Raw genomic sequence first — 12750 nt, 5'->3', positions numbered from 1 at the left:
TCGGTATGTCAACAATTATTTATTACAACCATTAATGTCTCTTAATATCCGATCGTTGATCGCTTTTTTCTATTAGTATTAGTGGATCAATCATATGTTTTAGAATTTCATCAATGAGTAAATCAACGTGAACCCCCTGGGTGGCCACCACGGGAATAATTGGTTTGTATGGGTAAATACGTTGCAACATTTTCACAGTGGTGGTGGTTACATCCCTTGGGGTTTCATCTATTTTAGTGATTACCAGCACATCTGCTTCATCCAACAATACATTACTTGATTCCATAATGATTTCATTTTTGATTCCAGCCGGAATAATTGTCACTAATATATCAGCCAGCTTTCTGGTTTCCACCGATTTATAACCGTCATTTATGCCCACCGCTTCCACCAGTACCACATTAGGCATTTCTGCTGTTTGGGGAATATCACGCTGGGATAACTGTCCCAGTTCCAACACTGACCGCACTTTGTTCAGCTCTTCCAACGCCTTACGGGCATGGATAATAAGTTTGTTTTTCTCCTCCAATTTATTGATGGCGTTGCTGATTACCCGTTGAATATCTTCCACCACGTCCCATCCTGGCTCCGGTACCGCTATTGTTAAATAATTAAGTTCAATTCCTTTATGCAAATACGGCTTTTCATCCTGCACCCCAGAACCAACCGCTAACGGTTGATAACCCCTATTCTTTAATCCTTTATAAATCTCTCCCAACAGTGTACTTTTCCCCGCATCATTTCTCCCCGCGATAACTATCTTTTTCAAAGCGGTCCCTCCTCAACCCTTTATCCACAGTATTGTTTCTAATTTATATGCCACCATCTCCTTATTTATGGGTAAAAAAAGAGAACATTATAAATGTCCTCTCTTAGCTCTCTCTGTTCTCCAACAGCTTATATACCATTTCTGCAGCCTGGGTCCTGGTCAAATATTGTTTGGGCTGAAATACATAGCGATACTTTTCATTGGCAGCTTTAATACTGCTGATGTATTTGGCGCGATAAGCAGCGTAGACGTATGGCTGCATCCAAGGGGAAATGGTATCGGCATCAATAAACAATTTGCTGGCGATCCGTTCAATGGTTTCTGGGTCATTATACAATTTAAGATTTGCCGCCCTTGCAATCATAACCGCCGCCTGTTCGCGATTGACATAACTAAGCGGTGATATGTTAATTCCATCCAGCAATCCATGTCGGGCCGCTGCAGCCACATAATTATCATCAATATTATTAAGGTAACGGTTGTTATTGCCATAGTTGTAATCATAGTTGTATTCATTAAATTCACTTACCGGCAAAGCTAATGCTTTGGCCAACATGGTGGCCAGTTCGCCCTGGGTTATTGGCTGCTCAGTGCCATTCCAAGTGGTTAACCCAAAACTCCCGGATTGTGCATTTAGCGGGTTCATAATTCCTTTGGCGTACAATGACATAATATATGTGTTAGACCAATTTCGATTTTGACCACCATAGTAGATGTCGTTAAAGCTGGAAGTGACATTGTATACCCCATAAAAGCCAAACCCATCTTCTCTAAAGGGCACTGTTATGGTTTTATTTGCTGTATCAACTTTACCCCCTAAATTTTGAAAAACAGATCTGTTGGGGTCACCGGAATAATCTTTAAACCACAATACAGTAAGGGTTTCTACCCCGTGGCCAAAACTTTCGGCATCATATTTTAGTGTTAACGTACCATCCTTTAGTAACTTGTAATCATCATCTTCTGCTGTTATGCGATATAACTTGCTGGCCTGCACATAAGGATGGCGGTATCTTACTTCACTATCATAGACCTCAATTTCTAAGTTTTGTTCCTCCGCTACACGACCTCTGTCCAAAATAACATTTTTCTCACCTAAATTTAGCACCACTTCATCTTCAAAGGCGGTTATTTCTGTTACTTCGGTGACGTCATTAACTACATAACTTGCTCCTGGAGCACCGGCATCGATGTATTTAATGATGATTACAAATTCCTTGCTCTCGGTGGTTCCAGTGGTGTCATCGGTTTTTTCAATTCTAACCCTAATTTCATTATTTCCAGGTTTCAAAACAAAGTTTTCGATTTCCCAATCATGTCCCTTTTCTTTGGCTGCTTGACCATTAAAAGTGACTTTATCGGCAGTAACATTATCCAGTTCTATATCAACTAAATTGGCAGTGGTAACAAATTCATTCTCTACCTCATCATCAGTGTCTCTTTGATAACCAGGACTGATATCAATGTCATTGGCGTCAACATTATCAAACATGGCAGCTAATGATGGTTGTACAAAAAAAGCAGTGAATACTAACAACAATGTCAGTGTTAATAAGGTCTTCCTTGAAAACAACATCAAACTTACCCCCTAAAATAATCTGTCATAATTAATAATCGACTTATTTCTCTTTTTCTTTATTGCTAAAGACAAAATATCCAATATTAAATTTACCATATCACGCAGGATTTTCCATGCATAATGACTAATATTATTTTAGTTAGATAATATCACAATTTCACTGGGGGGTAATTATGATTAAAAGAAAAAAATGGTTACCGATAATAATTTTAGCATCGTTGGTGTTGCTGACTAGTATCAGCTCCGCTTGGGCATCAGAACCAAAATTTAACGATATAACTGAAAATCATTGGGCACGGCAAAGCATCGAAGAAATGAATGCGGCAGGGGTTATTGGTGGTTATCCAGATGGCTCCTTTAAACCAAATGACTCCATCTCGCGCTTGCATACAATTTTTATGTTGGTAAGGGTTAAGAACTTGGAAAGTAAAGTGAACTCCTATGACTTAAGTTCCTGCAACTATACATTTCCACCGGAAATCACCGATGAAACACAGAAAAAGCATTTAGCTGTGGCAGTGGATGAAGGTTGGTTATTGGCCGATGGTTTAAAGGTTTTTGGACCGAAAGCAAATGCCACCCGGCAGGAAGTGGCCAGTTTAGTAGCCATTGCATTTAATATCAGAGGCAATGAAAGCAAATTACCCTTTACCGATAAAAATGAAATTACACCGGGTTTGTTAAGCTATATTGCCGGTGTTTATGAAAAAGGCATTATGACTGGCAGAACTGCAACCACCTTTGACCCACAATCACCGGTAAAACGTTCAGAGTTGGCTGCGGTATTTAGCAGAATGGTTGATCAAGGTATAGCCAACCCAAATCCCAATAAAAAAATTGAAGGGTACATTACCGATGTGGAGACCAATTATAAGCAAATTATCGTCCGCAAAGGGAACGGTGGCTTAACCTATACCTATCCACTTAATGACGATACACCGGTTTATAAAGGTGATGCCATTGCATCGCTTTCAGATATAAAAACAACTGATCCGGTGCGGATTTATCTAGACAACAACAACAAAGTCACTTACATTAAAACCATCAGCAACATAGTTAACAGTGGCAATAATATCCCTGCCCCTAGCACCGGTAGTAACGATCAAACAAATGATAATAAAGTTTCAGAGGTGGTGGGCTATGTTAAGGACTTAACCACCAATCAAATTGAAATCAAAACTTTAGACGGCAAAACTAAAAAGTATGAGTTATCAAATGACATTTCGTTATTGAAAATAACTAAAGACGATTTTGTAACCTTAAAATTAAAAGGTAACGTGGTAACAAAATATGAAGTTATGGAAGATATCAGTACCTATACTGGCACAATTATTGACATAGATGATGATGAAATTACCGTGGCCAGAAGCATTTCAACAGATAAAGACTTTGACGTAGATGAAGATACCATTAAAGTGGTAGACGAAGACGACGATGCCATTGATTATGATGATTTAAAAATAGGTTATACCGTTGAAGTAACCTATACCGACAAAGATGCACTTAAAATTAAATTACTAAGTGAAAAAATCGGTGCCATCACCGGCACCATTTACAAATTGTCCAACAACAAAAAAGATGAAGATGACTGGGAGCTGGAAATACTAAATGTTTACGGTGACCGGGTTGAATATGAAGTTGATGAAGATGTGGACGTATATGATGAAGATGGCAAGAGAATGGAATTTTACGAATTAGACCAAAGTGATCGCGACGAGGTTATACTTTACCTTGATAAAAAAGAGCGAGTAGAAAAAATACTACTGGCGAAAGTTAAAGAAGGCATTATAGACGACTTGGATGACGATGAGATTAAAGTGGATCGTGATTACTACGATTTGGACATCGACATTGACCAATATATCATTGGTAGTAAAGTTAAGGTATATATACATGATGGTGAAGTTATGGCCATCGAAGTGATCGAGGATTATGACGGCATTGAAGTTCCGGGTGAAATTTACAGCATCGACGATGACGATTTAGAAATTACCATCAAACAAGCCAGTGGTAACAAGTTTACCTTTGACGTAGATAAAAAGGTAAACATCGATGATGAAGAAGACGATGACGATTTAGATTTCGATGACCTTAAAAAGGGATGGGATGTGATTCTGGAACTGGAAGATGGTGTAGTTGAAGACATCATTGTAACCAATAAATAATGAACTAAAAATGGCTGTTGCTTTTCGCAACAGCCATTTTTTTAATCAAAGATAGGAAACTAATATAAAACTTAATAGATTTTAAAAGATGTAATCATTTGATCAAATACCTGTTGATAATAATCGCCCCAAGCATCTTTAGCCACAAATAAACTGATTCGATAAATTCGCTGGTTATGCTCAAAAAAATACTCGCGGGCCACAAAACTATTTTGCACCCCATCTCTTTGGTAAGCTAGCAAATAGCCTTGATATTGGTTGTCCTTTAACTGTTTCATTGAAAAATCAATGTAGTCTGTGGTGTCAGCAGGGCTATGGCGACTCTCTTGCAAAAATTGCGGCAGCGGTTTTATTGCCGCCCATACCTGTACATACCCCATCACCTGCTTATTAAGTTCACGATAACTGACATGATGCAAAATTTCATCCCCGTCAACCCTTTGCTGTTCCAGTTGCCAGTTGGCAGGATAAGTAAACTCCACCATGTGATCACTGTATTGCTCTTGGTTTGTAAAGGAAAGATTATAGTATGCTGTGGTTGTTAAAGCGCTATGTGAATGATAGTACCAAAGGAATCCACCCAGTAACAAAATTAATAAGCATACGCTACTATACCTTTTTATCAAAATTCATCCCTCCAGTAAAAAACTATGACAACGACTTGGTTAAAAGTACAAAGAAAAGGGGCTGTTGCAAAGTTTTGCAACAGCCCTTTTAAAACTAATTTAATCTTCAGGTTGTTTAACTGGACAACTGTTGGGACCATAGATAAGTTCTACCTCATCTTGCCAAGTACAAGATACTTCATCGGCAAGGGAAATGGTTACATTGTTTAAGTGATCAGCAATCCTTAGGTAAGAGTTAATTAAATCTAGAAAAATCGAGCTGGTGTTTTCACTCTCTTTACCACCCATTTGCATCCTGGCAAAGTGGCTCATTCTAAATCTAAATTCCATGTCCACAATTTCCTCGTGCAGCTCTTTAGCCCGCTCTGTTAAGTAACAATTGTTAGTAACAATGGCTGTATTTACCACCTGTAACATCTCAATCAATTTATGCAACATGACGGTGATCTCGCGATGACCATCCGGTGAGAATTCGCTATTGTTTGCATGCTTGCTTTCAGCCAAGTAAATAATGTTTTTCTCAATCACATCACCAATATGCTCGTAATCTTTAACAATGTTGACAAAACCCATACATTGGTTAAATTCTTCTTTAGATAGCGGTTGACGCATTAATTTTGTAAGATAAACATTGGTGGCCTCAGATAACATATCTACCTTGTCCTCTTTATCTAACACCTCTTCGGCTAAGGTTTCGGTATACTGCTTAAATAAATTGTCACACCGCATTACCATATCCGTAACTAGATCGGTGATGCGCATTATTTCTTTCTGGGCCATACCAATGGCTATTGATGGAGTTGTTATTAATGACTCATCCAAGTACTTTGGCCTGATTTCCTGGGAAGTTGTTTGTTTTTCTGGCACAATAAACTCCAGCAACTTAGCAAATTTGGCAGTGAACGGTAAAAAGATCAGCGCCACACTGATATTAAAAATTGTGTGCACGTTGGCCACTTGAAAGCCCGGAGAATTAGGGGTAATCCATGTAACCAAATCTGCAAATAAGCTCACAAAGGGTAAAAATAACAATACACCGGCAAATTTAAACATAAAGTGGGCCAAAGCCACCCGCTGGGCTTCTCTGGTAGAGCCTAAGCTGGAGAGTACTGCAGTAAAAGATGTACCGATATTGGCACCAAACAATAGATAAACTGCTGAGTGTATCGACACTAAACCCTGCATGGCCAAAACCATAATGATACCAATGGTGGCGGCGCTGCTGTGCATTAAAAAGGTAAAAATAGCTGCCAGCACCATTGCCAACAGTGGCCAATTACTCATTTGCATTAACATATCTTTAAAGAAAGGATCATCCCGTAGCGGGTACATTGTATCTGACATAATTTTCAGACCTAAAAACAACAAACCAAAGCCAATTAATACCTGACCAATTCTTTTGTACTTTTCCCGTTTACAAAAGAAAATTATGGTTGCACCAATACCAACAATGGGCAAGGCAATCTCCGTCACCTTTAACGCAATTAACTGGGCTGTTACCGTAGTGCCGATATCTGAGCCAAGAATCACTGGTAATGTTTGTCGCAATGAAATAATAGAAGCACTGGTCAAACCCACTAAAATAACAGTGGTTGCTGTACTACTTTGAAATATAATAGTCACAATGGCACCAATTAATAAACCAACTAACCTGTTTTGAGTTAATGTGCTTAATACTGTCCGCAGTTTTAGTCCTGCTATTTTTTGTAGGCCTTCACTCATAATGTACATACCATAGAGCAACAGGCCCATGCCGCCAACCAAGTTAAGGGCAATATTTCCCCACATTAAATGTCACCCCTCTTTCCTACCCAGGTTGATATAGTATATTGTAATGTATTTCACTAAATCCAACAATACTAAACAAAACAATTCTCATCCGAAACCATCGCCATTATTAGTATTATTTGTTATAATGAAGGCAAGTGAAAATATTAACAAAGGAGCTGAAACCAATGCTACCTACAATAGAACTTTACAACGCCCTCAGAGTAGCTGAACAAAACAATTTATTTACCGAATTGCAAAAAACATACGATCAACTGCCTAAAACCTCTTGTAAAAATTGTGCCTCCTGTTGTAATTGGGGCAGTCCACCGGCCTTTTTCATAGAATATTTAAATATGTACAAATATGTTCGGGACAATTTAAAAGATTATTGGTCAGAATTTTTAACCCGCTCTGCAGAATATTTTTATTTAGAACTGGTAGACCAAAATCAAACATGCCCCTTTATTGGACAAGACAATAAATGCATGATATATGAGGTGCGTCCTTTAACCTGCCGTTTTTACGGTTTAGTAAGCAAAAAAGAATTTGAAATAGGCGACCGCAACCGTGGCTTAAATCTTCTGGCCCAAAAACTGTGGGACGATTATCAAATTAAGGTCCCGGAAGAAATTGCCAATGGAGTTTTGCCATGGTGCGGTAACGTACGAAACCAAACCAGAAAACGAATTAAAAAGGACACCTTGGCAGGTGTTGCCAGCCAAGTGGGTAAGCTTGACGCTAGATTTTTTCCAGAACAATTAGTTGATAGTGAAGGCACCATGTTGCCCTATCCCGTTCACTTGATGAATACCGTTTTGGGCGATGGTTCAAGGGCACGGAAGCTAAAAATTATGAAAGAATTTGCCGATCAAGGCACTAAAGAACTGTTGGCCCCAATAGTGACCAAAGCCAGCAGTTACGAATTTTAATAAAAATGTGAACGCCTCCTTCGCTGAAGGAGGTTTTTTTATGATAAAATACAATTATCTGCTTAAGGAGTTGATTGGATGTTTCGCACAGTAATCTGGTTTATTTATTTTGTGTTATACATGCTCTACTCTTTGGGACCGCTGTTAAGGGTTAACCGATTAATAAAAACCAACCAGTATCAACTGGCTGAACAAAGGACTACAAAAATTGCCACCCATTGGGCCAAATCATTAATTAAATTGACAGGTTCAACAGTAGAAATTCATGGCCTGGAGAACATACCCCAACGCAACGTGTTATTTATCAGCAACCATCAGGGAAATTTCGATATTCCTTTATTAATTGGTTACATAAATAAACCCAAAGGTTTTATTGCCAAGGTTGAATTGAAAAAATTACCCATTGTTAACCTCTGGATGGATAAAATAAATTGCGTTTTTATGGATCGCAGTAACGTTCGCCAATCGATGAAAGCAATTCAAAAAGGGATTGAGCACTTAAAAAATGGTAAAAGCATGGTACTATTTCCCGAAGGAACAAGAAGCAAAGGGCCCACCATGGGACAGTTTAAGCCCGGTAGCATGAAACTAGCCCTGAAGTCTCAAGTGCCCATTGTTCCAGTAACAATAAATGGTTCTTATAAAATTTTAGAACAAAACGGTTTCATTATGAAACCAACCCATGTAAAAATTGTGGTTGGTGAACCAATTTATGTATATAATCTATCCAAAGAGGAGCAAGCTGGTTTATCTACAATAATAAGAGATAAAATTGCTGCTAATTTACAACATGATCTTTAATCTAAAATTACAGCCTTGGCATCTGCCAAGGCTGTAATTTATAGAGGAGGTATCTGTATAATAATCACTTCTTAGAACCTAGGGTTTGTATGGGATACCATTTTCCCGTTTTGTTGTCGTCCTTAGCATTAAGCTCTTTTTTCAGTGGCAGTGTTTGTATCGGATACCAAAGTCCCTTTTTATTCATAATATAACCCCCTTGATTAATCAGTTATTTATTAAACTTATAATATTACTTAGGCTTGTGAAAGTAAATACTTTCACCCAAAGTTCCACGATTAGTAATTTTGAGTGAAATCTAAATTTTCTTAATAACAAATAATAACTATACTGAGCGAAACTAAGGAGGAATTAGTCCATAACAAATGAATATTTATTAGTAATTGGAAGGTGATTTAAAGTGGACGTAATTACCATGATTGCGGAAAGTAAAATTCGTGAAGCGATGGAAAAAGGTGAGTTAGACAACCTGCCCAATAAAGGCCAACCATTAATATTAGAAGACTTATCCCATGTACCCGCAGATTTACGAGCTGGCTATAAAATACTAAAAAACTCCAATGTTTTGCCGGAAGAAATTCAATTAAAAAAAGATATAGTAACGCTGCAAGATCTCATTAACTGCTGTTATGATAACGAAAAAAAGAATGGCCTAAAGAAAAGATTAAATGAAAAGGTATTGCGGTTTAATATGTTAATGGAAAAGAGACAAATAAACTGTAACATTGATTATTATAAAGATAAGATTTATGACAAGCTAGAAGATAAATAATTAATATAACCATGAGAGATATTCTCTGAAAGGAGCACAATTGGTGAACTTACCACTGGACTTTGTAAATAAAATAAATGATCTGTTGCAACAGGATGCAGAAAAATTTTTTTCATCATATAAAGAGGGGAAGGTTAGCGGTTTACGAATTAACCCGCTGAAAATCTTCAAAGATAAGTTCCTTAACATAGCCCCCTGGGACCTCGAATCGGTACCCTTCTGCCCCACTGGTTTTTATTATCACGCTGAGGATCAACCAGGCAAACACCCCTTTCATCATGCCGGATTATATTATATTCAAGAACCAAGTGCTATGCTAGTGGCTGAGGTGGTGGCTCCTAAATCCGATGAAAAGGTGCTAGATCTATGTGCCGCCCCAGGAGGCAAATCAACCCATTTAGCCGCTTTAATGAACAACAGTGGGTTACTAATATCAAACGAAATTCACCCTAAAAGGGTAAAGGCCCTTTCAGAAAACATTGAACGTTTAGGAGTTACCAACTGCGTTGTCACCAACGAATCCCCTGAACGGTTAGCTGTTAAATTTCCGGGGTACTTTGACAAAATCCTAGTGGATGCCCCCTGCTCTGGAGAGGGTATGTTCCGCAAGGACCCAGAAGCCATGCAGTACTGGAACTGTGACTATGTCAGTCACTGCGCCAGCATGCAAAGGGATATTTTAGAATCTGCTTACCTAATGCTAAAAGAAGGCGGTATTTTGGTTTATTCTACTTGCACATTTTCTCCTGAGGAAAACGAGCAAAGTATTGAAGCCTTCTTAGAAAGGCACCCAGATTTTAAGTTGTTACCAATAGAGAAAAATTTTGGCATTGAACCAGGAATGGTTCAATGGACAAAACACCATACCGAAACAATTGTTAATACAGCACGGCTGTGGCCCCATAGGCTAAAGGGTGAAGGTCATTTTGTGGCTAAAATGCTCAAAACCGGCGCAACCCCCACATGGCAGGGAAAACCAGCCACAGCCAATGCCACTAAAGAGCAAATAAAATTCTACCAAGAATTTGAGACTAAGTTTTTAAATATAACCATTGACCAACCAATTATTGCCTTTAAAGATCAACTTTATGCTTTGCCCAACGATTGTCCACCGTTAGTCGGGTTAAAAATTGTCCGCAGTGGCCTGCACTTGGGCACATTAAAGAAAAATCGCTTTGAACCAAACCATGCATTGGCTATGGCCTTAAAGCAACAGGAGATTAAAAATACTTTTGATCTTTCAATGGAGGAAGACTTGTGGAAAAAATATATAAAGGGTGAAACCCTGCCAGCCGACGACGACAGAGGTTGGATAGTGGTGACAATGGCAGGCTTTAGCCTTGGCTGGGGCAAAGAGGTAAAGGGAACGGTAAAAAACTTTTATCCCAAAGGCTTGCGTAAGGGTTAACCCCTTATTGTAAGCCTTATTTTATAAGTTGGATTTCATTCCCCACTATTTTATAGCACCTTTCCTCCACAACGGTTCCATCTTCTTTGGATTTTTTAAAAGTAATAATATCATAACCATCCTCTGATTTACGCTGTGCCGTTTCATAAATATATCTAACTCCGTTCTCAACCATTTCTTTAGTTCCCAACCAATAGGGACAATTATTAAGTAGCGAATCATACTTAGTAAACTCTGCAAATAGCTTATTGGAAGCTTCTACATTAATATTTGCCAATTGCTTTTCCACATGATCTGCACTAACCTTGGCTGTTCTGCCGATAACTTTTAAGTACTCTGTTGCCTGGGCTTCCTGCTGCTTTGCTAGATCTGCATAATAATCCTGGGCATTAAGTACACTATTGTGTAGTTTACGGGGAAACATCTTTTTGATTGATTCTAAATAACCCGCTCCATCCATAGGCACTTTATATTCATGCAATGAGTATTCACCATCTTTGTTTATAGAAAATGTGATCACTGTTGGAATTGCCCCACTGCCACTGATCTTAGTAAAGACACCGTTTTCAAAGCCAAACCAGCCCACACTGGAGATTGTATAAACTTTAACCCATTCACCCTTATCTTCTATGTCCAGAATGATATGGCCTTCGGCAATACACTCACCATCGGCATAGCCATTTCCCTGATCCTTAATGGCCTCTCCCACAGCGTTATCTATATTATTAATTGCAAACTGACCTTTAACCACACTGTCAGTGCCAACGGTTGAAAAAAAGCTAACCGCGGCCATCATCAATAACACACCCAAAAATATGGCAATATTATGTTTATTTATCATCTTAGCACCCCCTGTATTCTATACAATTTAATTAAACAACCAGTTTAATGATACCATAGCCATTATGCCTAGTCCTACCGTTGCAGTAATGCTTCTACTCTTATAGGCAATTAAAGCAGCTAGAATACCGGCTATCAAGTAATGGTTATGAATGGTTATATCCAAGTAGCCCTTTGGCAACAACAAACTGGGCACAATTAAAGCTGTTAATATCGCTGTGGGAATGTGCTTTAGCCACCTATTTAAACCTGCCGGTATCCCGGTATAACGAAACAATACTAAACAACCAAACCTAGTAAAGTATGTTACCGCAGCCATACCAAGTATAATTAATAACACTTCACTCCGCATGGTCATTAGCCTCTCCCCTCTCCATCATACCACCTATAACAGTGCCCAAAAGGCATGCTAAAATGATATACCATTTTCCAGGCAAATACAGCGCCCCCAAAACAGCAGTAACGGCAGCAATAACACACACAACTACACTTTGTTTATCCACTAGGCGCGGCATCAATAAAACTAAAAAAGTAGCCGGCATGGCAATATCTAACCCCCACTGAAGGGGATCATTAATATAGCTTCCAGCTATCACACCAATAGTGGTGCTTATTGCCCAGGCTATGTATAGAACTACACTGCAAGCAAGTTGATAATAGGCACTATAACCAGAACTATTAATCCGACTGGCTGTAAGGGCATAGGATTCATCCACCAAACCGAAGGACAATATAGCCTGTAAGCGAACGGGCAATTTCATCATATAAGGTGCTAAAGAGGCTCCCATGATTAAGTGTCTTAAATTTATTAACAACGTAGTTAAAATAATAATGCCCCAACCGGTAATACCCGCACTCAACATTGTAATAGCAACAAATTGCGATGCTCCGGCAAACACTAGTAAAGACATCATTATGGTCTCTAGATTAGTTAATCCAGCGGTATTGCCCATAATGCCACAGGTAATTCCAAAGGGTATTACTCCCAACATTACCGGTATAGTATCTCGAATTGACTGGCGCACTTCTAACATTTTTGAACATTCATCAGTTGCCAAAGATAATCTAACTTGATTCATTTGCTAACCACC

General features: G+C 38.7%; 13 protein-coding genes. 5 read left to right on the top strand and 8 right to left on the bottom strand.

The annotated features are described in order from the left end of the window. Positions 1-31: 31 nt before the first annotated feature. Both V6C27_05325 and V6C27_05320 read right to left on the bottom strand, forming a co-directional pair. Positions 32-769 (bottom strand): hypothetical protein, encoded by a 738-nt coding sequence (locus tag V6C27_05325; protein MEG6615848.1) that lies wholly within the window; start codon positions 767-769, stop codon positions 32-34. A 103-nt stretch (positions 770-872) separates the two neighbouring features. Beyond that, on the bottom strand, positions 873-2345 hold the full coding sequence (locus tag V6C27_05320; GenBank protein ID MEG6615847.1) for an S-layer homology domain-containing protein: 1473 nt from the start codon (positions 2343-2345) through the stop codon (positions 873-875). A 176-nt stretch (positions 2346-2521) separates the two neighbouring features. On the opposite strand from V6C27_05320, the gene V6C27_05315 reads away from it, so the two are divergent. Further along, positions 2522-4513, top strand: coding sequence for an S-layer homology domain-containing protein (locus V6C27_05315; GenBank protein ID MEG6615846.1), 1992 nt, complete (start codon positions 2522-2524; stop codon positions 4511-4513). A 71-nt stretch (positions 4514-4584) separates the two neighbouring features. Here the strand turns inward: V6C27_05315 and V6C27_05310 are convergent, their stop codons facing one another. Beyond that, positions 4585-5139 carry a PsbP-related protein gene (locus V6C27_05310; GenBank protein MEG6615845.1) on the bottom strand — a complete coding sequence of 185 codons (555 nt, stop codon included), beginning with the start codon at positions 5137-5139 and terminating at the stop codon, positions 4585-4587. 99 nt (positions 5140-5238) lie between these two features. Next, complete coding sequence (locus V6C27_05305; protein ID MEG6615844.1) at positions 5239-6927, bottom strand: Na/Pi cotransporter family protein; 1689 nt, start codon at positions 6925-6927, stop codon at positions 5239-5241. A gap of 167 nt (positions 6928-7094) precedes the next feature. Between V6C27_05305 and V6C27_05300 the strand changes: the two genes are divergently transcribed. Further along, positions 7095-7838, top strand: a complete 744-nt coding sequence (locus V6C27_05300) for a YkgJ family cysteine cluster protein (GenBank protein MEG6615843.1) — start codon at positions 7095-7097, stop codon at positions 7836-7838. 78 nt (positions 7839-7916) lie between these two features. After that, complete coding sequence (locus tag V6C27_05295) at positions 7917-8639, top strand: lysophospholipid acyltransferase family protein (GenBank protein MEG6615842.1); 723 nt, start codon at positions 7917-7919, stop codon at positions 8637-8639. A 64-nt stretch (positions 8640-8703) separates the two neighbouring features. Here V6C27_05295 and V6C27_05290 read toward each other — a convergent pair whose 3' ends face one another. After that, positions 8704-8826, bottom strand: a complete 123-nt coding sequence (locus V6C27_05290; GenBank protein ID MEG6615841.1) for a hypothetical protein — start codon at positions 8824-8826, stop codon at positions 8704-8706. Between the two features lie 213 nt (positions 8827-9039). On the opposite strand from V6C27_05290, the gene V6C27_05285 reads away from it, so the two are divergent. Continuing rightward, entirely contained in the window at positions 9040-9411 is a 372-nt protein-coding gene (locus tag V6C27_05285) for a DnaJ family domain-containing protein (protein MEG6615840.1), read from the top strand. 43 nt (positions 9412-9454) lie between these two features. Then, a complete protein-coding gene (locus tag V6C27_05280; GenBank protein ID MEG6615839.1) occupies positions 9455-10819 on the top strand; it encodes an RsmB/NOP family class I SAM-dependent RNA methyltransferase in 1365 nt (454 codons plus the stop codon). A 16-nt stretch (positions 10820-10835) separates the two neighbouring features. Here the strand turns inward: V6C27_05280 and V6C27_05275 are convergent, their stop codons facing one another. Genes V6C27_05275 through V6C27_05265 form a run of 3 tightly spaced genes read right to left on the bottom strand, consistent with a single transcriptional unit; the run spans position 10836 to position 12738 of the window. Further along, positions 10836-11660 carry a transcriptional regulator gene (locus tag V6C27_05275; protein MEG6615838.1) on the bottom strand — a complete coding sequence of 275 codons (825 nt, stop codon included), beginning with the start codon at positions 11658-11660 and terminating at the stop codon, positions 10836-10838. A gap of 27 nt (positions 11661-11687) precedes the next feature. Then, complete coding sequence (locus V6C27_05270; protein MEG6615837.1) at positions 11688-12017, bottom strand: AzlD domain-containing protein; 330 nt, start codon at positions 12015-12017, stop codon at positions 11688-11690. Then, on the bottom strand, positions 12001-12738 hold the full coding sequence (locus V6C27_05265; protein MEG6615836.1) for an AzlC family ABC transporter permease: 738 nt from the start codon (positions 12736-12738) through the stop codon (positions 12001-12003). The genes V6C27_05270 and V6C27_05265 overlap by 17 nt, the downstream gene beginning before the upstream one ends. Between the last annotated feature and the right edge of the window lie 12 nt (positions 12739-12750).

It is taken from the genome of Peptococcaceae bacterium 1198_IL3148, from assembly GCA_036763105.1.
Taxonomy (GTDB): Bacteria; Bacillota; Desulfotomaculia; order Desulfotomaculales; family Desulfohalotomaculaceae; genus JBAIYS01.
This window is presented reverse-complemented; position numbering and strand designations above follow the sequence as displayed.